This is a genomic window from Klebsiella sp. GB_Kp047 (assembly GCF_040065235.1).
In the GTDB taxonomy this organism is placed as follows: Bacteria; Pseudomonadota; Gammaproteobacteria; order Enterobacterales; family Enterobacteriaceae; genus Klebsiella; species Klebsiella quasipneumoniae.
Map to the genome: position 1 here is coordinate 80105 of NZ_JBEAJG010000002.1, position 24594 is coordinate 104698.

Genomic DNA, 24594 nt, shown 5'->3' on the forward strand with positions numbered 1-24594 from the left:
TTTCATTGCGAAAGAACGAAGAGATTATTTGCTCAGCTCAGCCGTCATATGGACGCGATTATTAAACTGGGCGCTGGTGATTTTATAGGACGCACCCTGCTCAGCGGCCTGGGCGGCGATTTTGGCTTCAGCACGGTCCAGGGTGGAGGCGGTGGCGCTGACGCTCTGGGCGAAGCTAACGGAAGAGAACAGTGACAGTGCAGCAACAGCAACGAAAGTTTTGATGGATTTCATGGTCGTATTCCTTAATCTGGTGTCTGATATAGGGCTTGTCGCCCTGATGTGATAAAGAATACGCGCAATACCTGGAGGTTAAAATCAAAACAATTTGCGAAACTCATTCAAATTATATGAATGATTTTCGGCCGGTCGCGATGCGGCACGTCGTTGCCGGGCTGGCCGTACTCCTGGTCTATAGCAGCTGAGATCGGCGCAGAGGTGGCTAAACGTGGCCTCCGCGGTCATAAAATGATGAAAATGAGTATGGCTGACGAGGCGAAAATTCATTTTGATCCGCTCCAGTCCGTTATAAACCCGCTTGCGATTAACCCCCAGCGCGTCCGCCATCTGATTAATTGACTGTCCGTCGACCACGCCACGAATCATCTGCATCTCCAGGTCATTAAGTGGGGCTCGCAGCCGGGAGGAGTGACTCTGACGCTGATGGCGCGGCGCGAAAGGGCGGCTACGGTCTGCCAGCCGGCGCAGAAGGCGGCCGATCTCGTGAACGCTTTCCCGCTGGCTGACCCACAGGAGGGTATCCGCGTAAAAGGCGCGTCCGCGTCTCACATTGTTGGCGGAGGTAAATCCGACCACCAGACCGGGATAGCGCTGGGCTAATTCAGCAGCGGCCTGATAATCGTGATAGTTTTCCAGCGCTAAAATAATTACATCCATCCCGGCCAGATCGGGCAGATGGCTGAGCGGCAGTGAATGAATAATATTCAGACCGGGCAGGGTTTCCTGAATATCTCTGAAACACTGGGCGAGGCCGATATTAAAATAAATATTATTGCTGTGAATTAAAATATTCAAAGAATAAATCCTGTTGCAAGCGATCTAAACGGCGTGGAGAGGAGATTAGTTGCGAACCAGGAGCTTATTCATATCAGCAGGCGAGTTATTTATATAATTCATCATGCCCGGCGGTTTGAAGGAATAAATTTCGGCTACGCAAGCAGGGTTAATATAATACCCTGCGCATTTAACGCGGACAATTAACGTGCTTTCGACCCCCGCCTGGTTTAAGCGAGATTTTAGGGTCTGGATAACCTGCCATAATCGCTGCGCGGACGGACGGAGATTATTTTTTTCCCAGACGTTAATCATTAACTCTTCATCGCTGACCAGACGTTCTCTGCCATGCGCCAGCAAATACTCCAGTAAACAAGCCATGGTGCTGCGCAGCTGAACCTGCGTTCGCGTCCCACGTAACGCGATAATTTCCCGATGATGCAGGCAGTAGAAAATATTATCCGCTAACTTATAGCCAAGTAGTTTATAGCCTGTAGTCATCCACCACTCCCTGACAAATCCCCGTATTGCCGGTGCAGAGTACCCGCCTGCGGCGGTCTGACCAAGTGAATTTTATTAGCTAGAATAATCAAAACAATTAACCACATTAGCATACATAACTAGAATAAAAATCTGATAATCTTGCCCTCTTCTGTTGGATTATGTGGTATAGGAAAAGTCTTAATCAAGCGGTGGCCGAAGTTAAACGGTTGAAAATATAGGTGGCGAAATCAAAAAATCGCACTTACATTGATCTAGATCAATTTAATACCTTTCAGGTGGCAATCACCATTTACATAGCAAAACAAAGATTGAAATAACTACGTTTAAGCGGTGATAAGCTGATTCTGAACTTATGGAATTACCCAGGGAACTGTTCATTACTTTCAGGAGCGTTTTTATGGTCATTGCAACTCGTAAGCCTCTGTGCAACAAACGCTGGTCCGCCAGCCCGGCCTCTCAGGATCTTCAGTTGACCCAACTGCGTCACCCATGGGTCGCCACCAAAGCCAGCTGCAAAAGTAAAAAAGGCTGGAAGAGCCGCGGTTAACGGCTAGTCCACTTCCCCAGACACCACGTCCCGGTCGCGTTAATGTCACGACCGGGGTTTCGCTGTGATCGGTGTTCGCCGCGAAGGTCACACCGGGCGCAGGCAGTAGCCTGAGGCGGTATTCTCCACGCGGGCGAAACCTGGCAGGCCAAGATGCATACCGGCGATGAGCCACCGTTCGCGGGCGGCCTGGCGCAGCAGACTTTCCCGTGTATGCCGGGCCTGGTCAGGATCGACGTCAAATGCCACCGACACCTCTGGCCGGGCGCTCTGGATCGAGGGAAAGTGGACGATATCCCCCCAGATTAGCAGCGACGTTCCGCCCGCCTCAAGGCGATATCCGGTATGCCCTGGCGTATGGCCGGGCAGGGGACATGGCCGGATCCCGGCTACCGGCTCGTCTTCATCAATATCACGAATTTGCGTCGCACAGATCGCCATTATGCGGCGGACGAGCAGCACGTTACGTTGTCCACGATCGCTGGCGTTGTACAGTGTCGATGGCGCCAGCCAGTAAGCGCTTTCCCGCGAGGGTAGGAACACCATGGCGTTGGGATAAGCCGGTGTACCGGCGGCGGTCAGCAGGCCGCCGATATGGTCCGGGTGCGCGTGAGTGAGAAGGATGGTGTCAATTTCCTCAGGGCGCACGCCGAGCAGCGCCAGATTGGCAATAAGCGCGCCGCCGACGCCGTTGGCCCCGCCGGTGCCGGTATCCACTAGCACCGTGTGCCCGCGTCCGCGGATCAGGTAAGCGCCGATCTCGATGGCCTCCGGCGAGGTTAACCCGGCCTGGCGCTGCAGACGCGCCGCCTCTTCAGGGGCGATCCCCGCGAGTAGCGCCAGCGGCGCTGTCATCTGACCATCACTGATGGCGCTTATCGTCAGGTCGCCTGCTGTCAGGGTATAAAAGGGAGCAGGTGTCATGTTGACCTCACGCTTGCTCCGCCGGGTGACGCAACCTGGCGGTAATGGGCTGATAGATAAAGACCGCGGCAGAGGTGACCCGGTGATGCAGGTCGTCACGCGGGACGATGGCGGCATAGCGGGTATGCCGGCTGGCCAGACCCCCGGGCTGCAGGACGATCGGCGCAGCGACGGGCAGGGCTTCCGCGGTATCGCTCAGCAGCAGCACCTCGTCAGGAGCCACCTCCCGCAGCGCGTGAGTCGTGAGATAGAGGTGGCGATGCCAGTCGGCGATCGCCGATTGCCAGCGGGCAAAATGACCCCCACCATTGCGGCGATAGGCGTCGCTGTCGAGGACGGCGGCATCGCGGATATCGTGTAGGGCCAGGTAGCGAGGGCAGCCCTCGCTGAACGCGCAGAAGCGCTGGGAGGCATGAAAACCGGGCACCGAGACCAGCGCCGGCAATTTTTCCCGATTGTAAAAGGTATTCCACGCCGCTTCGCTTTGCGGGTCGGTGTAGGCGCATTCGACGACATAGAGCATAGTGACCTCGAGAGACAGATGATTCAGCGCATAACGCGTTTTAGTGAGTTTTCTTCATCCTATCCGGCAATAATGGCGCTGAAAAACGATGTTTATTCATCACTCAGTGATATTATGTCACTGACTTTCAATGGGCCCGCACAAGGAGCATTGGCTATGCGTCGTAAAATCCCCAGCAGCGCTGCGCTACTGGCCTTTGAGGCCGCCGCCCGCCACGGCAACTTTGCCCGCGCAGCGGCGGAGCTCGCGTTAACAGAAGGGGCCATCAGCCGGCAGATCGCCCGTCTGGAAGCGCTCCTCGACAGCAAACTCTTTGACAGGATCGGGAGCCGGGTACGGCTCAATCCGGCCGGCGCCCGCTATGCCAGACAGGTCCGCGAGATCCTCAGCAGGCTGGAGCGGGAAACCCACGACGTTAGCGGGATGCCCGCCGATGGCCGCAGTCTCGAGATCGCCGTGCTCCCCACCTTCGCCAGCCGCTGGCTCATCCCCCGGCTCGGGCAGTTCACGGCGCAGCATCCGCATATCGTGGTCAATATCGCCGCCCGCAGCGACCCCTTTATTCTGCCGGGCAGCGGATTTGATGCGGCCATCCATTTTGATCACCCGGCGTGGACCGGAATGGATGTGACGTTTTTGTTTGCGGAGTATCTGCTGCCGGTCTGTCATGCCGCGCTGCTGACGGATGACGATCTCCCGGGGCTGCTGAACCGGCTGCCGCGCATTCATCGGCGGCAAAACCCGGACGCCTGGCTGCACTATGCCCGCGAGTGCGGTCTGGCGCTGGATAACCCGGCGCAGGGGCCGCGCTATGATCTGCATGAGATGGCAATCGCTGCGGTACTCAGCCAGCAGGGCGTGGCCCTGGTGCCGAAGATGTATGTGGAGAGCGAACTGCGCAGCGGGACGCTGGTCGCCCCATGGCCGGGCTTGCCGACGCTGGCCAAGCGCTTTTGCCTGATCAAACCCGGCGGCGGCGAGGGGGAGCCGGCGCTGCAGGTGTTTGAGCGCTGGCTGCAGACGACGATTGCGGCAGGTTAACTTATGGCGGGCCTGGGGGGCGCTGCGCCGCCCGCTGGCGGGCATATTTGCCCGGCGATATCCCGGCATATCGGGTAAAGGCCACGCTGAACGCGCTGGTCGAGCCATAGCCGAGGCGCTCGGCGATATCCGTTATGCTGATGCCCGTCTCGCCCAGCCACTGCATGGCCAGGGTCATGCGCCAGCTCAACAAATAGCCCATCGGGGTCATTCCGGTCAGGCCGGTAAAGCGTTCAAATAACGTCGAGCGAGACAGCGCGCAGTCGGCGGCCAGGGCGTTGACGGTCCAGCGTCTGGCGGGGGCCTGATGCAGCAGGCGGATTGCCTGGGCGACCCGCGGGTCGCTCAGGCCGCGCATCAGTCCGGGGGTGGCGAGCGTTCCGCAGGATCGGATGGCCTCGATAAACAGCAGCTCAACCATCCGCGCCAGAACGAAAGATTTGCCTGCGCGATCCGCCTGGGCTTCCTCTTTCAGCAGCCCGACAAAGGTGGCCAGCCGCGGCTGGTCGCGAACCACCACTAAGGCGGGCAGCAGGGAGGTTAGCAGGCTGGCGTTATCCGAATCGGCAGCGCAGTGGCCAATCAGCGCCTGCATCTCCGCTGGCTGGTCGAGAGCTCCCAGGCGAAAGTGTTCCGCCGCAAGCTTCACCGGGGTGGTCTCCAGCGCCGGTGAAGGCGGCGGGGTCAGGCTGGTTAACGCGAAGCGGTACGCCGCCGGGATCAACATAAAATCCCCGGCGCGCAGGATCTGCGGCGCATGCTGGTCTATTTCCAGCCGACAGCCGCCTTCCAGTACCACGCCGTAGAACGACATTCCCTGGTCTGAACGTTTAACGCGCCATTCTCCCGCCCCTCAATGGTTTTGGTCAGCACCGCTCTGAGATTGAGCATCGCTATGATTTCCGCCAGCGGGTCGCTCATTTCCGGACTCCTGCTAAAGAATAATGGATTATTGACCCTATATCGTCCGGAGCGGGCTGTCTATGATGAAAAGGAAGAAACCAATCGGAGACAGAGATATGCAAACGATTATGATCACCGGCTGTTCATCGGGTTTTGGTCTGGAGACGGCACGTTATTTTCTTGAACAGGGCTGGAAGGTTATCGCCACGATGCGGGTTCCGCGCGAGGATCTGTTGCCGGCCAGCGACCGTCTGCGGCTGGTGCGTCTTGACGTCACCTCAGCGCAGAGTATCGCCGAGGCGATTGCCGAGGCCGGAGAGATTGACGTTCTGGTCAATAACGCCGGAGTGGGGATGCTCAACGCCCTGGAGGGGGCGTCGCGCGAGGCGATAGCGAACCTGTTTGCCACCAACACGCTTGGGACTATCGCCATGACCCAGGCGGTACTTCCCCGGTTCAGAGCGCGCCGTAGCGGGACGATCGTTAATATCACCTCGGCGGTCACCCTGCAGCCGATGCCCCTGCTGGCGGTCTATACCGCGAGTAAAGCGGCGGTGAATGCCTTCACGGAGTCGCTGGCGCTGGAGCTGCGGCCCTTTAATATTCGCGTCGGTTTGATCCTGCCGGGACGCGCTCCCCAGACCCGCTTCGGGGAAAACGCGCGTCGAACGATGGGCCAGCTCCCGGAGAGCTATGCGCCGCTCGGCCAGCAGATCCTCGACAGCATCCAGGATAACGCCAGCGTGACGCAGGCTGTCGATGTGGCTCAGGCCGTCTGGCGGATGGTGAAGGATCCTCAAGCCCCTTCGCGGTTGCCGGCAGGGGAGGATGCCCTGGCGATGGCGCAGGCTATTCATAGTCGCGAATAATCGGGTTTCGCTTTGTCGCTGGCAGGGTTCGATGACGTTCAGGCTGGAAGCGCAGAAGGCGTGCGTTTTCCGGTCACGATGCAGCAGGCTAATGTTGAGAGGGAATGATACGAAACGAGATTGGTGCGTCTGAATGGACTCGAACCATCGACCCCCACCATGTCAAGGTGGTGCTCTAACCAACTGAGCTACAGACGCATTATGGTGCGTTTAATTGGACTCGAACCAACGACCCCCACCATGTCAAGGTGGTGCTCTAACCAACTGAGCTACGAACGCAATGTTGTGGTGACAACGGGGACGCATATTAGCGGCAGGCAGGGGATGTGGCAAGAGGTAAACGTCACTTTTCTTGTACATTGTATGCGATTGCGGATCTTTTACCCACTCCGGCGATATTTTACTGAACCACAAGGATATTTCTTCGCCAGCAGGCGCCTCGCCTCTCTTTTCTTTGCCGGTCTCACCCTGCGCGTAAGGGTTGCCGTTGTGTTAAATTATCGCCCACCAGAAGAGAGGAGTAATAAGGAAGATGAAATCGATTGGTATTTTCTGCGGTTCTTCAGCTGGCGAACATCCGCTGTATCTCGAAACCGCCCGACGGGTTGGCCACATGCTGGCGCAGCAGGGACTGGCTGTTGTCTATGGCGGCGGCAAAGTTGGCTTGATGGGGGCGGTTGCCGATGCGGCGCTGGAGGCCGGGGGCACGGTCATCGGCGTAATGCCGCGCGGCCTGGTGGAGCGGGAAATTGCCCACCGCGGGTTGACGGAGCTGCATGTGGTGGAGGATATGCACGAACGGAAAACTAAAATGGCGGCGCTGGCCGACGGCTTTATTGCTCTGCCGGGCGGAGCGGGGACGCTTGAAGAGATTTTCGAACAGTGGACCTGGGCGCAGTTGGGCATCCATGAAAAACCGTGCGCATTCCTGAATATCAAGGGGTATTACGATCCGCTGCAGGCGATGGTCAATAACATGGTACGGGAAGGATTTATGCACCCGCGCTACGCGGAGATGCTGCCGTTTGCTGCTTCGCCAGAGGAGATTATCGCCGGTTTCCGCGACTATACGCCGCCGGCCCGTAAATGGGTTCAGCAGCCCGCTATTTAAACATCAAGCGAAGGGTAAACAGCGCGCAGACGATGAGCATAACCAACAGCAATTCGAAGCGATAGCGTTGCAGCATGATGTCCTCCTGAAAAAAAACCGGCGCTATTCAGCGCCGGTTTATTACCTTAACGCCTGACCGTTATGCCGCCGGTTGTACCGCCGGTTTGGCTGCGTGGTGCGCCGCTTTATGGTGCTTCTTCGCCGCCTGGGCTTTCTGCGCTACGGCCGGTTTTGTCGCCGCTTTATGGTGTTTCTTTGCTGCCTGGGCTTTCTGCGCTACGGCCGGTTTCGCCGCGGCTTTATGGTGCTTCTTCGCCGCCTGGGCTTTCTGCGCTACGGCCGGTTTTGTCGCCGCTTTATGGTGTTTCTTTGCTGCCTGGGCTTTCTGCGCTACGGCCGGTTTCGCCGCGGCTTTATGGTGCTTTTTAGCTGCCTGGGCTTTCTGCGCTGCTTCCGGTTTCGCCGCGGCTTTGTGATGCTTCTTCGCTGCCTGGGCTTTCTGCGCTACGGCCGGTTTTGTCGCCGCTTTATGGTGTTTCTTCGCTGCCTGGGCTTTCTGTTCGGCTGCCGGTTTCGCCGCCGCTTTGTGATGTTTCTTGTGGTGAACGGTGGTGTGGCTGGCTGCGGTAGCCGGGGTGGTGGTCGCGGCGTCGGCTGCGAAAGCAACAGATGACAGACCCATAGCAGCGGCAACAACCAGAGCTAATACTTTTTTCATGCTGAAATCCTCGAATTGGTTTCCTGAGTAACCCCACTGCGGGGCTGTTGGCCACACTATATGCATCTCCGGGGCGCTCATCAGTGAGTCTTTGGTGTCGGGGAGTAACGGAATGTACAACGTCGGAACATAACTGAAGAAAGAAAAAGCCCACCGGGGTGGCGGGCTTTGGCAGGATTAGCGCGCGGCGCGCTGTAAGATGATGCTGGAGGGCTGGCGCTGCAGAAAACGCATCCGCAGCATCATCATAATAGCGGCGGAGGTCAGGCCGATGATAAATCCGCACCAGAAGCCGGCGGGCCCCATGCGGGGGACAATCACGTCGGTCAGCGCCAGCAGGTAGCCGCTGGGTAAACCCAGCACCCAGTACGCGGTAAAGGTGATAAAAAAGATAGACCGCGTATCTTTATAGCCGCGCAGGATACCGCTGCCGATCACCTGAATAGAGTCCGAGATCTGGTAGACCGCCGCCAGCAGCATCAGATGCGAGGCCAGCATCACCACCTCCGGGTTATCGTTGTACAGCAGGGCAATTTGCTTACGCATCAGCACGGTAAAGATAGCGGTAAACACCGCCAGGCAGACGCCCACGCCCACACCCGTACGGGCGGAAACCTGGGCATCGATCGTTGAGCCCTGGCCGAGGCGGAAGCCGACGCGAATGGTGACCGCGGCCGCCAGCGACAACGGCAGAACGAACATCAGCGAGCTGAAGTTCAGCGCAATCTGGTGGCCGGCGACGTCAATGATCCCGAGCGGGGAGACCAGCAGCGCGACGACGGCAAACAGGGTCACTTCGAAGAATAGCGCCAGGGCGATGGGTAGCCCCAGCTGCACCAGCCGCAGCAGGACGGCGAAATCGGGGCCGCTGAAGCCCTCGGCGCAGCGGATATCGCGCATCGAACGCGACCGGCGCACCCACCACAGCATGCTGGCAAACATCACCCAGTAAACGGAGGCGGTCGCCACGCCGCAGCCGACGCCGCCCAGCTCTGGCATGCCGAAATGGCCATAGATAAAGATGTAGTTCACCGGAATGTTGACCAGTAAACCGATAAAGCCCATGACCATTCCGGGCTTGGTTTTTGCCAGCCCTTCACACTGGTTACGGGCGACCTGGAAGAACAGATAGCCCGGCGCCCCCCACAGCAGCGCGCGCAGATAGCCAACCGCTTTCTCCGCCAGCAGCGGGTCGATATTATGCATGGAGCTGATGATATACCCGGCGTTCCACAGCACGACCATGATCAGCACCGAGACCAGCCCCGCCAGCCAGAAGCCCTGACGCACCTGCGGCGCGATACGCTCCCGCCGCCCGGAGCCATTAAGCTGCGCCACCACCGGGGTCAGCGCCAGCAGCAGCCCATGGCCGAAGAGAATGGCCGGCAGCCAGATGGAGGTTCCGATGGCCACCGCGGCCATATCGGTGGCGCTGTAGCCGCCCGCCATCACGGTATCGACAAAACCCATCGCCGTCTGCGCTACCTGCGCAAGAATGACGGGTATAGCCAGAGCTAATAACTGACGCGCTTCAATGAAATACTTCTGCACGTGAACACCTTTGTATTGTTGTTATTTTGAGACTAAAAAAGCCGCCGTAACTGGCAGCAAGGGGATAAAAATGAGGAAATTCCAGTCTATTGTAGCGAGGATTAGCCATTAAGCCAGTGAAAAAAGAGTCGAGGCACGAAGCGCGCTGGCAACCGCTCAGCCCTCCTGTTATTGTTCCCGATAGCGAAAACGGTAATGATACCGTCATGATTTTCAACAGGAGCCAAACATGTTTACTGGTATTGTTCAGGGAACCGCGAAAGTGGTCTCCATTGATGATAAACCCAATTTTCGCACCCACGTGGTGGAGCTGCCGGCGCATATGCTGGAGGGGCTCGAAACCGGGGCATCGGTAGCCAACAACGGTTGCTGTCTGACGGTGACCGACATCAACGGCGCGCGCATCAGCTTTGATCTCATGAAAGAGACGCTGCGGATTACCAATCTCGGCGATATTCAGGTAGGGGATGAAGTTAACGTCGAGCGGGCGGCGAAATTCAGTGATGAAATCGGCGGGCATTTGATGTCCGGCCATATTATGACCACCGCGGAAATCGTGAAGATCCTCACTTCCGAAAATAACCGTCAGATCTGGTTTAAAGTACAGGACCCGACGCTGATGAAATATATCCTTTATAAAGGATTCATCGGTATCGATGGCATCAGCCTGACGGTAGGTGAGGTGACGGCAACCCGATTCTGCGTGCATCTTATTCCGGAGACGCTGCAGCGGACCACGCTGGGGGCGAAAAAGCTGGGCGACCGCGTCAATATCGAGATCGACCCGCAAACCCAGGCGGTTGTCGATACGGTCGAACGCGTGCTGGCGGCGAAAGAGATGGCGGCAAAGGTCAGTGAAGCCTGAAAAAAATCCCCCGCCGGTGAGCGGGGGACTGTGTTTTAACGGGCGACGCGCAGTCCGTGTTCAACCCCGCGCGAGAACACCACCTGCCAGAGCTGAATGTCGCGGGCGCGGAAGGCGCCGGCGCAGGCGTTCAGGTAATAACTGAACATGCGTTTGAAACGCTCTGAATAGTTATCGGCAATTTCCGGCCAGCTGGCGAGGAAACGCTCATACCAGGCCATCAGGGTGGTGTCGTAATCGGCGCCGAAGTTGTGCCAGTCTTCCATCACAAAGTGCTTCTCGCTGGCATCGGCGATCTGCCGTACCGACGGCAGGCAGCCGTTGGGGAAGATATATTTATTGATCCACGGGTCAACGTTATGGTCGGTGACTTTGGAACCGATGGTGTGCAGTAAGAAGCGGCCGTTGGGTTTTAAATTACGATCGGCGACCTCAAAGTAGGTGGCGTAATTTTTGGGACCCACATGCTCGAACATGCCGACGGAGACAATGCGGTCGAAGCTGTCGTGCAGATCGCGATAATCCTGAAGACGAATCTCTACGTCAAGGCCATCGCAGCGCGCCTGGGCCATCTTTTGCTGTTCGGCGGAGATGGTCACGCCGACAACGCTCACCTGGTAATTTCGCGCCATATATTCGGCAAGACCGCCCCAGCCGCAGCCGATATCCAACACTCGCATGCCTGGCTCGAGCTCCAGCTTACGGCAGATGAGATCCAGCTTATCCTGCTGCGCGGCTTCGAGGGTCTGCGCCTCTTTCCAGTAACCGCAGGAATATTGCATGTAGGGATCCAACATCCGGCTGAAAAGATCGTTGCCGAGGTCATAGTGCTCTTTGCCGACAATCCAGGCGCGTTTTTTACTTTGCAGGTTAAACAGGCGAGCGCCTGCGATGCGGAGTGTGTCTTTGAAATGATGAGGGAGTTGTTTTTCCAGCCCGGCGCGGAGCACTTTATGGAAGAATATATCCAGACGCTCGCAGTCCCACCAGCCGTCCATATAGCTTTCACCTAAACCCAGCGACCCCTCCTGCAATACGCGTTTAAAAAAAAGAGGGTTTTTAATCCGCAAGTCTGACGGCGCGGAGCCGTTGATTTCAATTCCCGCACGGCCCAACAATTCAGCTGCAATCCGGTACCAGTCATCATTTGGTACACTTACTTCTTCTATACACGATGAACTCATAGCTTCTCCATCACGCCCAAGTGATCAGAACCTTAAAACAGCGTAGACGCTTTTTTGGCTTTGTGAGAAATCTCACGGATAATCCGTGAAGTCGCTATCCGACGTAGAACAGAGGAAGGGAGATAACCCTTGCCGAAAGGCCTTCCATGGTGAAACGGAGGCATCCTGCATCCGTTAATCTGTTAAATATTTTTTATTTATGTGAACCCGGATCCAGTATAGGACGCTAAGTACTGGCTTTCAATAAAAATATCTTAGCGTGCTAATCACTGGTCCGGGCTCTGGCGACGGGCGTCAGGCGTGGGAAGAGTGGGCCGCCAGCTCTGGCGTCTGCTGCAGTCGATAACCCACTCCGGCTAACAAAATAGAGACCAGCATCACGCTGGTGGTGGTCAGCAGCGGCGTGGCGATCAGCGCGGAGACTAACAGGCTGGTCAGGAAGCACAGGCCAAGCTGGAGCGTGTTCTGCAGCGCCGCCGCGCGGCCGGTTGCCTGCGGGAAAGGCTTCAGCGCCTGAGCGACCACGATAGGGTAGATCCCGCCGTTGACTACCGCCATCAGGCAGAACGGGATCATTAACGCCACCAGCGAGGCATGCGTTTGCAGACCCACCAGCCAGGTGGCGGCGACGCTGACGGCGAAGATCACTAACAGCCACGGGAGCATCTGTTGTCCGGACCATTTTTGCAGCAGCGCGCGACAGCCATAACCGCCCACCAGAAAAGCGATGGTCTGCGGGATATAGCTCAACCCGATAGCGGTTGGGCCGTAGCCCATCTCATGAAGGATAAACGGCGAACCGGTAAGCCAGGCGAAGAAGCTGGCGGAACAGGCGGCGTAGATCAGGACGTTGCCGCTGTATTCCCGGGAGCGCAGCAGCGCGAGAAAAGTGATTTTCTTTTCAGTCACAGTGGCCGACTTAGCGGCGGCTTTCAGGCGCAGGGCAGGCAGCATCAGCAGCAGGGTGATGGCAAACAAGGTGGCGAAGATGGCCTGCCACTCGAAATGCACCAGCAGCCAGCTGCCCAGCAGCGGGGCCAGCGCAGGGGACAGCCCTACCAGCGGCATAATGGTGGCGAAGATGCGGTTGGTGCGCTGGGCGGGATAGTAATCGGTCACCATCGCCTGCCAGGTGACCGCCGCGGCGCAGACGCCAATCGCCTGCAGAAAGCGCAGCGCCAGCATCAGAGTGGCGTTCTGCACCCACAGCATCCCCAGGCAGCCGACCGCGAAAATCGCCAGGCCGCTCAGCAGCACCGGTTTGCGCCCGTAGCGGTCCGACAGCGGCCCCCAGAACAGCTGGCCCAGCGCGAAGCCGGCCAGGAACAGGCTCAGGCTGGCGCTAATGGATGCGGCGGAGGTGTCGAGATCCTGCTGCATGGCGGCAAATGCCGGCAGGTACATATCGGTGGCCAGAAAGCCCAGCACGCTCAGACCGGCCAGCCAGACTAAAAATCCTTTCCCAGGTTGTGACATAACGTTCTCTTTTTTGGAGTACAGGTACGATGCCGCAGAGTGTAGGGAGTGCATGGTGGCTTGTGAAACGCTAATATTTGTCACATGCATTCAAAAATTTTGCAGGCAGAAAATGTGGTCTGAATACTCTCTGGAAGTGGTTGATGCCGTCGCCCGTAACGGCAGCTTCAGCGCGGCGGCGCAGGAGCTGCACCGGGTGCCTTCCGCCGTCAGCTATACCGTGCGTCAGCTCGAAGAGTGGCTGGCCGTCCCCTTGTTTGAGCGCCGTCATCGTGACGTGGAGCTGACCCCTGCCGGGGTCTGGTTTTTACAGGAAGGGCGCTCTGTTATCAAAAAAATGCAGATCACCCGCCAGCAGTGCCAGCAAATCGCTAACGGCTGGCGTGGGCAGTTGTCAATCGCGGTGGACGATATCGTGAAACCCGCGCGGATGCGCCAGATGATCGTGGATTTCTATCGCCATTTTCCCGACGTCGAACTGATCGTTTTCCAGGAAGTGTTCAACGGCGTATGGGATGCGCTGGCCGACGGCCGCGTGGAGCTGGCGATTGGCGCAACGCGTTCTATTCCTGTCGGGGGGCGCTACGCGTTCCGCGATATGGGGATGCTGAGCTGGGACTGCGTGGTGGCGAGCGATCATCCGCTGGCGAAGATGGCGGGTCCGCTGAGCGATGATGTCCTGCGCAACTGGCCGTCGCTGGTGCGGGAGGATACCTCGCGTTCATTGCCCAAAAGGACAACGTGGCTGCTGGATAACCAGAAGAGGGTGGTGGTCCCCGACTGGGAATCGTCGGCCACCTGTCTGTCGGCAGGGCTCTGCGTCGGCATGGTGCCAAGCCATTTCGCCCGGCCATGGGTGGATCGCGGCGAGTGGACCGCGCTGGCGCTGGAAAATCCGTTTCCGGATGCGGCCTGCTGTCTGACCTGGCAGCAGAATGATGCTTCACCGGCGTTAAACTGGATGCTGGACTACCTGGGGGACAGCGACACGTTGAATCGGGAGTGGCTGCGGGCGCCGGAGTGATCCGCGCCCGCCAATGCTTTAGCGACGATAGTCGACAAACGGGCCATCCGCCACCGAGCGGCGTTCGACCAGCCGAGGGTGCACTTCGATAGACTGCGACTCTTCGCGCTTGTTGACGATACGATCCAACAACATATTGAACGCGGCTTCGCCCAGCGAATCTTTCGGCTGATGAATGGTGGTTAACGCCGGGCTGAAATAGCGGGCGTTGCGCACATTATCATAACCGATCAGCGAAATGTCCTGCGGCACGCGCAGCCCCATTTCATCCGCGGCGCAGATGGCGCCCATCGCCATAATGTCGCCGCCGCAGAAGACCGCCGTTGGACGGTGCTGCTGGCTGAGGATCTGCTGCATGGCGCGGTAGCCGGACTCCGGCTCGAAGTCGCCCTGTACAATCCAGTTTTCCGGCACGCTGATATGCGCCTCTTTCATCGCCTGCATGAAGCCGGCCAGTCGCCCCGCGCCGGTGTTGCGCTCCAGCGGGCCCGGGATCACGCCGATTTCGCGGTGACCGCGTTCAATCAGGTAACGTCCGGCGATATACCCGCCCTGGAAGGCGTTATCGATCACCGCATCGGTAAAGTCGGCTTTGGCTTCGCCCCAGTCCATCACCACCATCGGAATATGGCGGTACTCTTCCAGCATGCTCAGGACGGAATCCGGATATTCCGAACACATCACCAGCAGACCGTCGACGCGTTTTTGCGCCATCATCGACAGATAGGCACGCTGTTTTTCCGGGTCGTTCCAGGCGTTGCCGAGGATCAGAGTATAGCCCTTCTGGAAACAGCTCTTTTCCACGGACTCAATGATTTCAGCGAAATAGGCGGCTTCGCTACTGGTCGCCAGCAGGCCAATCGATTTTGTATGATTGACTTTCAGGCTGCGGGCCACGGCGCTCGGCGAGTAGTGCAGCTCTTTAATCGCCGCCCATACCGCATTACGCGTCTCTTCGGCAACGAAACGGGTTTTGTTAATTACATGTGACACAGTTGTAGTGGAAACGTTTGCGCGCTTCGCTACATCTTTAATAGTTGCCATTACATCTCACTCCATGCCTTGACCTGATCGCCTGATCATCGATACGTAAACGTTTGCCTACACACACCCTGAATACAATTTTCAACATTGCATCACGTCGGGAAAACGACACAGAACGACAGGAAGGGGTCAATGGCCGATACGCTTTTAAATTAGCGTGGGATTTTGTCCGATCTTGGGGCAAAGTGGAAGAGCAAAAATGTGCATCGCCCTAAATCCCGGAAGATTTTTGCGATTTTTTGTGCAAAAATGAGCAAGCTCACTTTTGGTGTGGGGATAACAAGAGGGAAAAATGATGGATACCAATTTAAAGTTTTCGCTGATCACCACGATTATTGCTCTCGGCGTGATCGTCGCATTCAGCCTGACCGCCATTCTGCACTAATGCTCCAATGAGGGAGGAGCGCGGCTTCCTCCCCGTCTCCCGCCATTATTATCAATTCTGCAAAAATCTTTTGTCATTTCGTTCACTTTTGTTTTTTTGTGATTGATGTCATGCTTTTGGCTTCTGATGTTATGCCGTCCTTCCTGACGGTCTGATGGAGTCATTGAATGAAAATCAACTTTCCTTTACTCGCGCTGGCGATCGGCGCCTTTGGCATCGGTACCACCGAGTTCTCCCCAATGGGATTGCTGCCGGTGATTGCCAAAGGCGTGGACGTTTCAATACCGGTGGCGGGAATGCTGATCAGTGCATATGCCATCGGCGTCATGGTCGGCGCGCCGCTGATGACTCTGCTGCTGTCGCATCGCGCCCGACGCAATGCGCTGATTTTTCTGATGGGGATCTTCACCGTCGGCAACCTGCTGTCATCCATTGCGCCGGATTACACTACGCTGCTGCTGTCGCGCATTATTACCAGCCTCAACCACGGCGCCTTTTTTGGCCTGGGGTCGGTGGTGGCGGCCAGCGTGGTGCCCAGGCACAAGCAGGCCAGCGCGGTGGCCACCATGTTTATGGGCCTCACCATCGCTAATATCGGCGGCGTGCCTGCCGCGACCTGGCTTGGGGAAACCATCGGCTGGCGGATGTCCTTCCTCGCCACCGCGGGGTTAGGCCTGCTGGCAATGGTGAGCCTGTGGTTCTCCCTGCCGAAGGGCAGCGCGGGCGAGCGGCCGGATGTCAAACAAGAGCTTTCGGTCCTGTTACGGCCGCAGGTGCTCTCAGCCTTGCTGACCACCGTGCTGGGCGCCGGGGCGATGTTTACGCTGTATACCTACATTTCGCCGGTCCTAAATACGCTGACCCATGCTTCATCGCTGTTTATTACCGCGATGCTGGTGCTGATTGGGGTTGGTTTTTCGCTGGGCAACTATCTGGGTGGCAAATTCGCCGACCGGTCGGTCTCCGGCACGCTGAAAGGCTTTCTGCTGCTGCTGATGGCGATCATGCTGGCGATCCCGCTGCTGGCGCAATCCCAGGCGGGGGCGGCCATCAGTATGATCGTCTGGGGCGCAGCCACCTTTGCGGTGGTGCCGCCGCTACAGATGCGAGTGATGCGCGTGGCGCATGAGGCACCGGGGCTCTCATCTTCGGTGAATATTGGGGCGTTCAACCTTGGCAACGCGCTGGGCGCCGCCGCCGGCGGGGCGGTGATCTCCGGCGGACTGGGATACGCTTTTGTGCCGGTGATGGGCGCGATCATTGCCGGTCTGGCGCTGCTGCTGGTCTGGTTTAGCGGACGAGCGCAGCCGGAAGAGGCCTTTGCCAGTCAGTCATAAACGGGTGGGAAAGCGCTAAAAAAAACCGCAGCCGGGGGGACCCAGCTGCGGTTTGTCGTTTATGCGGCCAGGTTAGCGGCAACAAACTTCCAGTTAACCAGCGCCCAGAAGTGATCCAGATAGCTTGGACGGGCGTTGCGGTAGTCGATGTAGTAAGCGTGTTCCCAGACGTCAACGGTCAGCAGCGGCTTGGCGTCGGTGGTCAGCGGGGTACCGGCGTTGCTGGTGGAGACGATAGCCAGGCTGCCGTCGGCATTTTTAACCAGCCAGGTCCAGCCAGCGCCAAAGTTTTTCGCCGCGGCGTCGGTAAATTTGGCCTTAAACTCAGCGAAGCTGCCGAAGGATTTGGCAATAGCGGCAGCCAGCTCGCCTTCCGGTTCGCCGCCGGCGTTCGGTGCCAGGCAGTTCCAGTAGAAGGTGTGGTTCCACACCTGCGCCGCGTTATTGAAAACACCGCCTTCAGAGGTGCGCACGATCTCTTCGAGCGATTTCCCTTCGAATGCGGTGCCTTTGATCAGGTTGTTAAGGTTAGTGACATACGCCTGGTGGTGTTTACCGTAGTGGTATTCCAGGGTTTCTGCGGAAATGTGCGGCGCGAGGGCGTCTTTTGCATATGGTAATGCAGGTAATTCAAACGACATTGCTACTCTCCTTATAACTTTTTTGTTTTATCTCACATTGACAAGATGAGGTTTTCACCTGAATCGAGTGCTTACCGGCCGACGCTGTCGCGTCCCGGCCTGTTATTGTATTGAGAATGTTAACATTTGCCGCAGGCAGTGAAAAGCCTTACAACGATAAAGGCTATTATCACAGGCGCAACTGCCGAAGGCTTAACCGTTTTCTGCGGAGCAGAGCGTAAGACGCCCGTAGATGTTGCAAAAATGTATAAGTTAAAGGGGGCAGGGTCTACATTCTCTCGCCGCGATGGTTCATTTCTCAGCACGTCATTCGAAGATCCCTGCAGCGCAAGCGCCTGAGTGGAAATAAGCATTCTAAATCAATTAATTAATGATGCTATGCTTTCAGGTAATCGCCGCTATGCCAATAATTCATTGTCTATTTTTATATTTGTATGACAAATATAGCCGCCGGCAGCAATTTCCACAGGATGGCTACGATGGCAAAAACAGATGAAGTGGTAAGCCCGAAAATGATCCCGGTAGTGCAGGGGATCGTTGACTGGATCGAAGCACATATTTTTGACACCCTGCCGGTGAGCGCGATAGCGAAAAAGTCCGGCTACTCGCACTGGTATTTCCAACGGCAATTCGCCATGGTGACCGGCTGTACGCTGGCGAGCTACGTCAGCCGACGGAAGATGACCATCGCGACAATCTACTTAACGCAGACCGAGGCCTCGATGCAGAGTATTTCTCAACGTTTGGGGTACGACGGGCAGGCGGCATTCTGCCGCACCTTTCACCGTCACTTTGGCATGTCGCCCACCCGCTATCGTCGGGAAGGGCCGGTCACAGAGGCGAATATGCAGTTTCCCCTGACGGTAGGGGCGGAGAACGGGCAGGTGAAGAGGGCTGCCGCCGTAGCGGCAGACCGGGATCAGCGAATGGTTTTCGGGGTCATGACGCGCCGGGCACCGACGTAATGGCGAACCCAGTAATCTTCGCTCAGGGAGGTGATTTGTATATCGCGACCTGTGCGCGGTGACTGAATGAATTTCCCGTTGCCGACGTAAACGCCTACGTGGTCGGCAGTGCCGCGTCCGCGGGTGCGGAAGAAGACGAGGTCGCCGCTCTGCAGTTCGTCACGATCGACCGGACGCGCATCGCGCAGGTGATACATTTCGTTGGCGGTACGCGGGATATGAATCTTGACCAGGTCTTTGTAGGCGTAATAGACCAGCCCGCTGCAGTCGAACCCGGTGCGCGGGGAGGTGCCGCCCCAGCGATACGGTTTACCCAGCTGGCCCATCAGTTTGTTCATGGCGGTACTCTGCGCTTTTTGCACCCGGACTTTATGCGCATCGGCGATCGTCAGATTCGCTTCGCTGGCCTCGGGTTTACAGCGCTTTTTATAGCCCTTACGCACCACGCATTTGCTTTTGACGCTGTTCAACGCCAGGGTAGGCTCGGCGCTGGCGGCCACCGTTTTCGCGCACTGCTTTTTATACCCTTTACGCAGCACGCATTTTTTCGTGGCGCCGACGGCCTGACGATGAAGCGCGGTTTGGCTTGCTGCGGTAGTGCGGGTAGGGAGCCGGGTGCTCGAGGACTTTTTACTGGTGGTTTTAGCGGTGGTTTTACTTTTTTGACTGGTTGCTTTTTTCTTGCGCTCTGAGCCGCTTTTCGCGGGCAACGCCTTTGGCGAGGCGGAGGCGTGCGTATGCCCTGAAGCCTGAGCCAGTGGTGTGAATGAGATAGATGTGAACAGTAATGCACAGAGCGATATCGCGATTTTGTTTAGCCGCGCCACTGAGCAATCCCCTGATTAATTACAGACATGTACAAATGCCTGACGATGAATGACAAACCGGAACGATTCTAAAGCATAAAAACCCGGAAAGTTAATATTCTTTTGTATCAAAAATGTCGATTGGTTAACGATTGCAAGAAAACGCGTCAGACATTGACCGCCTCGCACAGAAAATGCGCAACGCGCGCCTGCCCGCGGCGTCAAAATGATATTTTTAAGGCAACTTCGCGCAACAGAAGATAAAATATGAATAGTGAAAAAAATGTTATTATCGGTCCTGCCCTCGGGACGCTACAATGACAAGTTACTGCCGTAGAAAGAAGTTTAAGGAAGCACGACAATGAGCTCGACTTTAGAAAAGATCCAACGCCAAATCGCTGAAAACCCGATCCTGCTGTACATGAAAGGTTCGCCGAAGCTGCCAAGCTGCGGTTTCTCCGCTCAGGCCGTTCAGGCGCTGTCCGCCTGTGGCGAACGTTTCGCTTACGTTGATATTCTGCAGAACCCGGATATCCGCGCTGAGCTGCCAAAATATGCTAACTGGCCGACCTTCCCGCAGCTGTGGGTGGACGGTGAACTGGTGGGCGGCTGCGATATCGTCATCGAAATGTACCAGCGCGGTGAACTGCAGCAGCTGATCAAAGAGACCGCGGCGAAATATCACACTGACGAGCCGAAAGCGGAATAATTCCCGCTGTCAGTAAAAAAGCGACTTCCTGGAAGTCGCTTTTTTTATCACTCCGGCGTCGCTACCGGCAGCGGCCAGCCGCCCAGACGCTTCCAGCGGTTCACTATCTCGCAAAACAGCTGCGCCGTCTGCTCGGTATCGTAGAGGGCGGAATGGGCCTGCGCGCCGTCGAACGGCATACCTGCGGCAATACAGGCTTTCGACAGCACCGTCTGGCCCAGCGCCAGCCCGCTCAGCGCGGCGGTGTCAAAGGTGACAAACGGATGGAACGGGTTGCGTTTTAGCCCCGCCCGTTCGGCGGCGGTCATGGTGAAGCTGTGGTCAAATGTGGCGTTGTGCGCCACCATGATAGCCCGACTGCAGTCGCTCTCTTTCATCCCTTTGCGTACCATTTTGAAGATGGCATGCAGGGCATCGTATTCGCTAACGGCGCCGCGCTCTGGATCGTGCGGGTTAATCCCGTTAAAGGCCAGCGCTTCGGGCTGGAGATTGGCGCCCTCGAAAGGTTCAACATGGAAATGCAGCGTTTCATCGGGCATCAGCCAGCCTTGCTCATCCATCTTCAACGTAATGGCGGCGATCTCCAGCAGGGCGTCGGTTTTGGCATTAAATCCTGCGGTTTCAACATCAATCACCACTGGATAAAAACCGCGGAAACGGTCGCACAGACCATTCAGTTGAGCGTTCTCGGACATCAGATTCTCTTAGCTGGTAAAAAGTAGCGCGCATTATGGCAAATTTTGCCACGGCTTGCAGCAGGCAGGGGTGAAAACAACGGGCGCCGCAGCGCCCGGGCGAGCGATGAAAATAAAGACGCTATGGTCGGGAGGGGTTAGTTGCCCAGCCCTTTGCCGGCGTCTTTCTCTTCAATCAGCTCAATTTTGTAACCGTCAGGATCTTCCACGAAGGCGATAACGGTGGTGCCGCCTTTTACCGGCCCGGCTTCACGGGTGACGTTGCCCCCGTTCTGGCGGATCCGCTCGCAGGCTTCGGCGGCGTTGTCGACGCTCAGCGCGATGTGACCGTAGGCGGTGCCCAGCTCATAGCTGTCCACGCCCCAGTTGTAGGTCAGTTCGATCACCGCGGTATCGCTCTCTTCGCCGTAGCCGACGAAGGCGAGGGAGTATTTGTACTCCGGGTTTTCGCTGGTGCGCAGCAGCTTCATGCCTAACACGTTGGTATAGAAGTCGATAGAACGTTGCAGGTCGCCAACGCGCAGCATGGTGTGGAGTAAGCGCATAATGTCCCCTATGCAGTTTATTTGCTAGATCAGAGCGTTGAGTATAGCGGCGATACGTCGCCGCTATCAATGGAGGGATTACAGCGTAGGATAATCGGTGTAGCCTTCCGCGCCGCCGCCATAGAAGGATTCCGGGCGCTGCGGGTTAAGCGCCGCTTTTTTCTGCAGGCGGGCCACCAGATCCGGGTTGGCGATGTAATCGCGGCCAAAGGCCACGGCATCAATCAGCCCTTTGTTGATCAGGTCGTTGGCTTTTTCAACGGTGTAGGCGCCAGCGCCAATGATCACGCCAGGGAAGCGGTCGCGAACTTTCTGACGGAAAGCTTCGCTATACGGCTTGCCGCCCGCCCAGTCCGGCTCGGACATGTGCAGATAGGCGATACCGCGTTTCGCCAGCTCGCTAATCAGATACAGCGCGTCTTCTTCTTCATTCGGGCCATTATCCACATTCTGGAAGCTGCCAATCGGCGACACGCGGATGCCAATCCGGTCAGCGCTCCACTCTTTGCTCACGGCGTCGACCACTTCCAGCACCAGACGGGCGCGGTTTTCCACGCTGCCGCCATACTGGTCGGTACGCTGGTTCGCCGACGGCGAGAGGAACTGGTGCAGCAGATAGCCGTGGGCCGAGTGCAGTTCAACCAGATCGAAACCGGCGTCACGGGCATTGCCCACCGCCTGACGGAAATCATCGACGATCCCCGGGATCTCTTCGGTTTCCAGAGCGCGAGGCATCGAGGTGTCGACGCGGATGGCGTGGCCGTTTTCGTCGCGCAGCGAGGTGCGGGTGCCGGCGCTCAGCGCAGACGGCGCTACCGGTGCGGCGCCGCCGGGCTGCAGGCTGCTATGGGAAATTCGTCCGGTGTGCCACAGCTGCACGGCGATATGGCCGTTTTCCGCGTGAACGCCGGCGGTGATTTTCTGCCAGGCGGCAATCTGCTCCGGGCTGTGCAGCCCTGGCGCGCCGGCATAGCCTTTGGCCTGGGCGGAAATCTGCGTCGCTTCGGTGATGATCAGCCCGGCGCTGGCGCGCTGACGGTAGTATTCGCCCATCAGCGGGGTAGGGATATCGCCCGGCTCGATGCTGCGCAGACGCGTCAGTGGAGCCATAAATACGCGATTAGGGACGGTGACGGCACCGACTTTCAACGGGGTGAATAATTTTGATTCCGACATAATGACTCCTGAGTAGACCGGTCGTCTAGGAACTGATGAAATAAAAACGCCTGTTATACAGCAGGCGCCGCAATAATCTGTTTCGCGTGGGCAAGGGCGCTCTCCAGCGGCGTTGCGCTACGCGTTATTTTGGCCTGCAGGTTGGCGCCGAGCCACAGGGAATAGAGTACCTGCGACAGCGTCCTGGCCTCGCCGTCAAAGGTCAGACTGCCTTCCTGACGCCCTTTCTCCAGCGCGTCGCCCAGCAGGGCGATGATCTGGCTGGCGCCGTGGTCCATGGCGGTGCGCATGTCTTCCGACAGATCGCAAACCTCTGCCGACAGCTTGACGGTGAGACACCCGCTAATAATCCCCTGCTGGTAAAACTGATTCAGCGTGTGCTGATAGTAGGCCAGCAGCCGATCGCGATAGTTGCCCTCGCCATGGGCGAAGTGATCGACAAGGCGCTGCAGATATCCGGCGTAATGGTTTTCAAGCAAGGCGACGCCGAAGGCTTCTTTAGAGCGAAAGTAATGATAGAAAGAGCCCTTGGGCACTTCCGCCGTCTTCAGGAGTTCGCTCAAGCCCATGCCGGTAAAGCCGCGATGCATGCATAGCTGCTCGCCGGTGGCCAGGATATGTTCTCGGGTATCGCAATCGCTGTGTCTGTTCATGGCGCACACTGTAGTAGACCGATTGGTCTAATGCAAGACTTAACGCAAAAATGTTAGCTGGCGCAGCACGGAGTGAACAAAATTTGCGTCGGCGCAGGGAAACGTCTTCAATGAAAGGAGATGAGGGGACAGGAGGCGTGTGGTGGCAGAGCAGTTAGAGTTTTTCCCGGTGCAGAGCCCGTGCCGGGGAATTTGTCAGACCGATGAGCGCGGCTACTGTCGCGGCTGTTTCCGTAGCCGTGAGGAGCGTTTTAACTGGCAAACGATGAGCGATGCGCAGAAACAGGAGGTATTGCGTCTGTGCCGTCAACGCCTGCTGCGCAAAATACGCGCGAACAGACCAGAGGCGGCGGAAGAACCGCAGCAACCCTCACTGTTTTAAGCCAAAAATTACGTATACTCAGAGCACTTTTTTATTGAGGAAGCGGTTATGGTTCAGCGTATTGCTATGGCTCCCCAGGGGCCGGAATTTTCGCGTTTTGTGATGGGCTACTGGCGTCTGATGGACTGGAAAATGTCGCCAGACGAGCTGGTCGGCTTTATCGAACAGCATCTCGATTTAGGCATTACAACCGTCGATCACGCCGATATCTATGGCGATTACCAGTGTGAATCCGCCTTTGGTGAAGCCCTGAAGCTGGCGCCGCATCTGCGTAGCCGGATGGAGATTGTCAGCAAATGCGGCATTGCCACCCGGGCGCGCGCTGAAAACACCATCGGTCACTACATTACCGACCGGGACCACATCGTGCTCAGCGCCGAGCAATCGCTGCGCAACCTGGCAACGGACCATCTCGATCTGCTGCTGATCCACCGGCCGGATCCGCTGATGGACGCCGACGAGGTGGCTGAAGCCTTCCTCGCGCTGCACCACAGCGGCAAGGTACGTCATTTCGGCGTCTCGAACTTTACCCCTGCCCAGTTCACCCTTCTGCAGTCGCGCCTGCCGTTTACGCTTGCTACCAACCAGGTGGAGATCTCGCCGGTGCATCAGCCGTTGCTGCTTGACGGTACCCTCGACCAGCTGCAGCAGCTGCGTATTCGTCCGATGGCCTGGTCCTGCCTCGGCGGCGGCCGCCTGTTTAATGAAGAGGGCTTTCAGCCGCTGCGCGACGAGCTGGCCCAGGTGGCCCACGAGCTCAACGCCGACAGCATCGAGCAGGTGGTTTACGCCTGGGTGATGCGCCTGCCGTCGCAGCCGCTGCCGATTATCGGCTCGGGTAAAATTGAGCGCGTGCGCTCGGCGATTGTGGCCGAAAAACTGAGTATGACCCGCCAGCAGTGGTTCCGTATCCGCAAAGCCGCGCTCGGTTACGACGTGCCGTAACGGGCATTTCGCCTCCGGAAAGCAGTTCCTGGTTTACACTTAACAGAGAGACAGCCA

The 24594-nt window shown here is 57.3% G+C and carries 28 protein-coding genes, 2 tRNA genes and 1 pseudogene; 12 read left to right on the top strand and 19 right to left on the bottom strand.

The annotated features are described in order from the left end of the window. Nucleotides 1–24 precede the first annotated feature (24 nt). The 3 genes from ABLV76_RS02525 to ABLV76_RS02535 form a co-directional block, all read right to left on the bottom strand. On the bottom strand, nucleotides 25–234 hold the full coding sequence (locus ABLV76_RS02525) for a YdgH/BhsA/McbA-like domain containing protein (protein ID WP_004202908.1): 210 nt from the start codon (nucleotides 232–234) through the stop codon (nucleotides 25–27). Nucleotides 235–318: 84 nt separating this feature from the next. After that, a complete protein-coding gene (locus ABLV76_RS02530) occupies nucleotides 319–1035 on the bottom strand; it encodes a hypothetical protein (RefSeq protein WP_017899536.1) in 717 nt (238 codons plus the stop codon). Nucleotides 1036–1080: 45 nt separating this feature from the next. Further along, complete coding sequence (locus tag ABLV76_RS02535) at nucleotides 1081–1515, bottom strand: winged helix-turn-helix domain-containing protein (protein WP_017899535.1); 435 nt, start codon at nucleotides 1513–1515, stop codon at nucleotides 1081–1083. Nucleotides 1516–1915: 400 nt separating this feature from the next. Here ABLV76_RS02535 and ABLV76_RS02540 point away from each other — a divergent pair, with 400 nt between their 5' ends. Then, nucleotides 1916–2065, top strand: a complete 150-nt coding sequence (locus ABLV76_RS02540; RefSeq protein WP_002907802.1) for a hypothetical protein — start codon at nucleotides 1916–1918, stop codon at nucleotides 2063–2065. Nucleotides 2066–2152: 87 nt separating this feature from the next. Here the strand turns inward: ABLV76_RS02540 and ABLV76_RS02545 are convergent, their stop codons facing one another. Further along, complete coding sequence (locus ABLV76_RS02545) at nucleotides 2153–2989, bottom strand: MBL fold metallo-hydrolase (protein WP_130972199.1); 837 nt, start codon at nucleotides 2987–2989, stop codon at nucleotides 2153–2155. Between the two features lie 7 nt (nucleotides 2990–2996). Beyond that, the gene (locus ABLV76_RS02550) at nucleotides 2997–3512 is read right to left on the bottom strand and encodes a hypothetical protein (protein ID WP_049092634.1); all 516 of its coding nucleotides are present in this window, start codon (nucleotides 3510–3512) and stop codon (nucleotides 2997–2999) included. A 156-nt stretch (nucleotides 3513–3668) separates the two neighbouring features. Here ABLV76_RS02550 and ABLV76_RS02555 point away from each other — a divergent pair, with 156 nt between their 5' ends. After that, nucleotides 3669–4553: a LysR substrate-binding domain-containing protein gene (locus ABLV76_RS02555; RefSeq protein WP_032456178.1), complete on the top strand. Its 885-nt coding sequence runs from the start codon at nucleotides 3669–3671 to the stop codon at nucleotides 4551–4553. A gap of 1 nt (nucleotide 4554) precedes the next feature. On the opposite strand, the pseudogene ABLV76_RS02560 reads toward ABLV76_RS02555, so the two are convergent. Beyond that, nucleotides 4555–5474 (bottom strand): annotated as a pseudogene (locus ABLV76_RS02560) (AraC family transcriptional regulator). A 98-nt stretch (nucleotides 5475–5572) separates the two neighbouring features. Between ABLV76_RS02560 and ABLV76_RS02565 the strand changes: the two are divergent. After that, entirely contained in the window at nucleotides 5573–6325 is a 753-nt protein-coding gene (locus ABLV76_RS02565; RefSeq protein ID WP_348878168.1) for an SDR family oxidoreductase, read from the top strand. A 121-nt stretch (nucleotides 6326–6446) separates the two neighbouring features. Here the strand turns inward: ABLV76_RS02565 and ABLV76_RS02570 are convergent. Next, nucleotides 6447–6523 (bottom strand) — tRNA-Val (locus ABLV76_RS02570). A 4-nt stretch (nucleotides 6524–6527) separates the two neighbouring features. Further along, nucleotides 6528–6604 (bottom strand) — tRNA-Val (locus ABLV76_RS02575). Nucleotides 6605–6857: 253 nt separating this feature from the next. On the opposite strand from ABLV76_RS02575, the gene ABLV76_RS02580 reads away from it, so the two are divergent. After that, a complete protein-coding gene (locus tag ABLV76_RS02580) occupies nucleotides 6858–7436 on the top strand; it encodes a TIGR00730 family Rossman fold protein (protein ID WP_004202897.1) in 579 nt (192 codons plus the stop codon). Nucleotides 7437–7575: 139 nt separating this feature from the next. Here ABLV76_RS02580 and asr read toward each other — a convergent pair whose 3' ends face one another. Together asr and mdtK are read right to left on the bottom strand one after the other, a co-directional pair. Then, nucleotides 7576–8154, bottom strand: coding sequence for an acid resistance repetitive basic protein Asr (gene asr / locus ABLV76_RS02585; protein ID WP_348878169.1), 579 nt, complete (start codon nucleotides 8152–8154; stop codon nucleotides 7576–7578). A gap of 177 nt (nucleotides 8155–8331) precedes the next feature. Continuing rightward, nucleotides 8332–9705 (bottom strand): MdtK family multidrug efflux MATE transporter, encoded by a 1374-nt coding sequence (gene mdtK, locus ABLV76_RS02590; protein ID WP_004202895.1) that lies wholly within the window; start codon nucleotides 9703–9705, stop codon nucleotides 8332–8334. A 229-nt stretch (nucleotides 9706–9934) separates the two neighbouring features. Between mdtK and ABLV76_RS02595 the strand changes: the two genes are divergently transcribed. Next, nucleotides 9935–10570, top strand: a complete 636-nt coding sequence (locus ABLV76_RS02595; RefSeq protein ID WP_004202894.1) for a riboflavin synthase — start codon at nucleotides 9935–9937, stop codon at nucleotides 10568–10570. A gap of 35 nt (nucleotides 10571–10605) precedes the next feature. On the opposite strand, the gene cfa is transcribed toward ABLV76_RS02595, so the two are convergent. Beyond that, nucleotides 10606–11754: a cyclopropane fatty acyl phospholipid synthase gene (cfa, locus tag ABLV76_RS02600; RefSeq protein ID WP_023318439.1), complete on the bottom strand. Its 1149-nt coding sequence runs from the start codon at nucleotides 11752–11754 to the stop codon at nucleotides 10606–10608. Nucleotides 11755–12048: 294 nt separating this feature from the next. Further along, nucleotides 12049–13230, bottom strand: coding sequence for a purine nucleoside transporter PunC (gene punC, locus ABLV76_RS02605; protein WP_004202891.1), 1182 nt, complete (start codon nucleotides 13228–13230; stop codon nucleotides 12049–12051). Between the two features lie 112 nt (nucleotides 13231–13342). On the opposite strand from punC, the gene punR reads away from it, so the two are divergent. After that, the gene (punR, locus tag ABLV76_RS02610; protein WP_004202889.1) at nucleotides 13343–14254 is read left to right on the top strand and encodes a DNA-binding transcriptional activator PunR; all 912 of its coding nucleotides are present in this window, start codon (nucleotides 13343–13345) and stop codon (nucleotides 14252–14254) included. An 18-nt stretch (nucleotides 14255–14272) separates the two neighbouring features. Here the strand turns inward: punR and purR are convergent, their stop codons facing one another. Beyond that, complete coding sequence (gene purR, locus ABLV76_RS02615; RefSeq protein ID WP_004202888.1) at nucleotides 14273–15298, bottom strand: HTH-type transcriptional repressor PurR; 1026 nt, start codon at nucleotides 15296–15298, stop codon at nucleotides 14273–14275. Between the two features lie 292 nt (nucleotides 15299–15590). Between purR and ABLV76_RS02620 the strand changes: the two genes are divergently transcribed. After that, nucleotides 15591–15683: a YnhF family membrane protein gene (locus ABLV76_RS02620; RefSeq protein ID WP_002907776.1), complete on the top strand. Its 93-nt coding sequence runs from the start codon at nucleotides 15591–15593 to the stop codon at nucleotides 15681–15683. 167 nt (nucleotides 15684–15850) lie between these two features. Next, nucleotides 15851–17020: an MFS transporter gene (locus ABLV76_RS02625; protein WP_004202887.1), complete on the top strand. Its 1170-nt coding sequence runs from the start codon at nucleotides 15851–15853 to the stop codon at nucleotides 17018–17020. A gap of 59 nt (nucleotides 17021–17079) precedes the next feature. On the opposite strand, the gene sodB is transcribed toward ABLV76_RS02625, so the two are convergent. Then, nucleotides 17080–17661 carry a superoxide dismutase [Fe] gene (gene sodB / locus ABLV76_RS02630; protein WP_004202885.1) on the bottom strand — a complete coding sequence of 194 codons (582 nt, stop codon included), beginning with the start codon at nucleotides 17659–17661 and terminating at the stop codon, nucleotides 17080–17082. A gap of 479 nt (nucleotides 17662–18140) precedes the next feature. Between sodB and ABLV76_RS02635 the strand changes: the two genes are divergently transcribed. Next, on the top strand, nucleotides 18141–18626 hold the full coding sequence (locus ABLV76_RS02635) for an AraC family transcriptional regulator (protein WP_004202883.1): 486 nt from the start codon (nucleotides 18141–18143) through the stop codon (nucleotides 18624–18626). On the opposite strand, the gene ABLV76_RS02640 is transcribed toward ABLV76_RS02635, so the two are convergent. Further along, nucleotides 18581–19453 (bottom strand): C40 family peptidase, encoded by an 873-nt coding sequence (locus ABLV76_RS02640; RefSeq protein WP_004189707.1) that lies wholly within the window; start codon nucleotides 19451–19453, stop codon nucleotides 18581–18583. The two genes, ABLV76_RS02635 and ABLV76_RS02640, sit on opposite strands and share 46 nt — an antisense overlap. 340 nt (nucleotides 19454–19793) lie before the next feature. Here ABLV76_RS02640 and ABLV76_RS02645 point away from each other — a divergent pair, with 340 nt between their 5' ends. After that, the gene (locus tag ABLV76_RS02645; protein WP_002907768.1) at nucleotides 19794–20141 is read left to right on the top strand and encodes a Grx4 family monothiol glutaredoxin; all 348 of its coding nucleotides are present in this window, start codon (nucleotides 19794–19796) and stop codon (nucleotides 20139–20141) included. 47 nt (nucleotides 20142–20188) lie between these two features. On the opposite strand, the gene rnt is transcribed toward ABLV76_RS02645, so the two are convergent. The 4 genes from rnt to ABLV76_RS02665 all read right to left on the bottom strand — a co-directional run bounded on the left by rnt (nucleotide 20189) and on the right by ABLV76_RS02665 (nucleotide 23210). Continuing rightward, nucleotides 20189–20836, bottom strand: coding sequence for a ribonuclease T (gene rnt, locus ABLV76_RS02650; RefSeq protein ID WP_004202881.1), 648 nt, complete (start codon nucleotides 20834–20836; stop codon nucleotides 20189–20191). Nucleotides 20837–20973: 137 nt separating this feature from the next. Continuing rightward, entirely contained in the window at nucleotides 20974–21381 is a 408-nt protein-coding gene (gloA, locus tag ABLV76_RS02655; protein WP_004202879.1) for a lactoylglutathione lyase, read from the bottom strand. A 78-nt stretch (nucleotides 21382–21459) separates the two neighbouring features. Then, on the bottom strand, nucleotides 21460–22557 hold the full coding sequence (locus tag ABLV76_RS02660) for an alkene reductase (RefSeq protein ID WP_004202878.1): 1098 nt from the start codon (nucleotides 22555–22557) through the stop codon (nucleotides 21460–21462). Between the two features lie 53 nt (nucleotides 22558–22610). After that, nucleotides 22611–23210 carry a TetR/AcrR family transcriptional regulator gene (locus tag ABLV76_RS02665; protein ID WP_004202876.1) on the bottom strand — a complete coding sequence of 200 codons (600 nt, stop codon included), beginning with the start codon at nucleotides 23208–23210 and terminating at the stop codon, nucleotides 22611–22613. 139 nt (nucleotides 23211–23349) lie between these two features. On the opposite strand from ABLV76_RS02665, the gene ABLV76_RS02670 reads away from it, so the two are divergent. Both ABLV76_RS02670 and ABLV76_RS02675 read left to right on the top strand, forming a co-directional pair. Further along, a complete protein-coding gene (locus tag ABLV76_RS02670; protein ID WP_017901094.1) occupies nucleotides 23350–23592 on the top strand; it encodes a DUF1289 domain-containing protein in 243 nt (80 codons plus the stop codon). Between the two features lie 48 nt (nucleotides 23593–23640). After that, nucleotides 23641–24537 carry an aldo/keto reductase family oxidoreductase gene (locus ABLV76_RS02675; RefSeq protein ID WP_004202873.1) on the top strand — a complete coding sequence of 299 codons (897 nt, stop codon included), beginning with the start codon at nucleotides 23641–23643 and terminating at the stop codon, nucleotides 24535–24537. The last annotated feature ends 57 nt before the right edge of the window (nucleotides 24538–24594 follow it).

Coding starts and splice junctions, on each gene's coding strand:
- ABLV76_RS02535 (WP_017899535.1), bottom strand. CDS start 1,515: ATGACTACAGGCTATAAACTACTTGGCTATAAGTTAGCGGATAATATT.
- sodB (WP_004202885.1), bottom strand. CDS start 17,661: ATGTCGTTTGAATTACCTGCATTACCATATGCAAAAGACGCCCTCGCG.
- ABLV76_RS02580 (WP_004202897.1), top strand. CDS start 6,858: ATGAAATCGATTGGTATTTTCTGCGGTTCTTCAGCTGGCGAACATCCG.
- ABLV76_RS02665 (WP_004202876.1), bottom strand. CDS start 23,210: ATGAACAGACACAGCGATTGCGATACCCGAGAACATATCCTGGCCACC.
- ABLV76_RS02620 (WP_002907776.1), top strand. CDS start 15,591: ATGATGGATACCAATTTAAAGTTTTCGCTGATCACCACGATTATTGCT.
- ABLV76_RS02635 (WP_004202883.1), top strand. CDS start 18,141: ATGGCAAAAACAGATGAAGTGGTAAGCCCGAAAATGATCCCGGTAGTG.
- punR (WP_004202889.1), top strand. CDS start 13,343: ATGTGGTCTGAATACTCTCTGGAAGTGGTTGATGCCGTCGCCCGTAAC.
- ABLV76_RS02525 (WP_004202908.1), bottom strand. CDS start 234: ATGAAATCCATCAAAACTTTCGTTGCTGTTGCTGCACTGTCACTGTTC.
- ABLV76_RS02660 (WP_004202878.1), bottom strand. CDS start 22,557: ATGTCGGAATCAAAATTATTCACCCCGTTGAAAGTCGGTGCCGTCACC.
- punC (WP_004202891.1), bottom strand. CDS start 13,230: ATGTCACAACCTGGGAAAGGATTTTTAGTCTGGCTGGCCGGTCTGAGC.
- ABLV76_RS02550 (WP_049092634.1), bottom strand. CDS start 3,512: ATGCTCTATGTCGTCGAATGCGCCTACACCGACCCGCAAAGCGAAGCG.
- ABLV76_RS02675 (WP_004202873.1), top strand. CDS start 23,641: ATGGTTCAGCGTATTGCTATGGCTCCCCAGGGGCCGGAATTTTCGCGT.
- ABLV76_RS02540 (WP_002907802.1), top strand. CDS start 1,916: ATGGTCATTGCAACTCGTAAGCCTCTGTGCAACAAACGCTGGTCCGCC.
- ABLV76_RS02555 (WP_032456178.1), top strand. CDS start 3,669: ATGCGTCGTAAAATCCCCAGCAGCGCTGCGCTACTGGCCTTTGAGGCC.
- purR (WP_004202888.1), bottom strand. CDS start 15,298: ATGGCAACTATTAAAGATGTAGCGAAGCGCGCAAACGTTTCCACTACA.
- ABLV76_RS02625 (WP_004202887.1), top strand. CDS start 15,851: ATGAAAATCAACTTTCCTTTACTCGCGCTGGCGATCGGCGCCTTTGGC.
- gloA (WP_004202879.1), bottom strand. CDS start 21,381: ATGCGCTTACTCCACACCATGCTGCGCGTTGGCGACCTGCAACGTTCT.
- asr (WP_348878169.1), bottom strand. CDS start 8,154: ATGAAAAAAGTATTAGCTCTGGTTGTTGCCGCTGCTATGGGTCTGTCA.
- ABLV76_RS02545 (WP_130972199.1), bottom strand. CDS start 2,989: ATGACACCTGCTCCCTTTTATACCCTGACAGCAGGCGACCTGACGATA.
- ABLV76_RS02565 (WP_348878168.1), top strand. CDS start 5,573: ATGCAAACGATTATGATCACCGGCTGTTCATCGGGTTTTGGTCTGGAG.
- cfa (WP_023318439.1), bottom strand. CDS start 11,754: ATGAGTTCATCGTGTATAGAAGAAGTAAGTGTACCAAATGATGACTGG.
- ABLV76_RS02595 (WP_004202894.1), top strand. CDS start 9,935: ATGTTTACTGGTATTGTTCAGGGAACCGCGAAAGTGGTCTCCATTGAT.
- ABLV76_RS02645 (WP_002907768.1), top strand. CDS start 19,794: ATGAGCTCGACTTTAGAAAAGATCCAACGCCAAATCGCTGAAAACCCG.
- rnt (WP_004202881.1), bottom strand. CDS start 20,836: ATGTCCGAGAACGCTCAACTGAATGGTCTGTGCGACCGTTTCCGCGGT.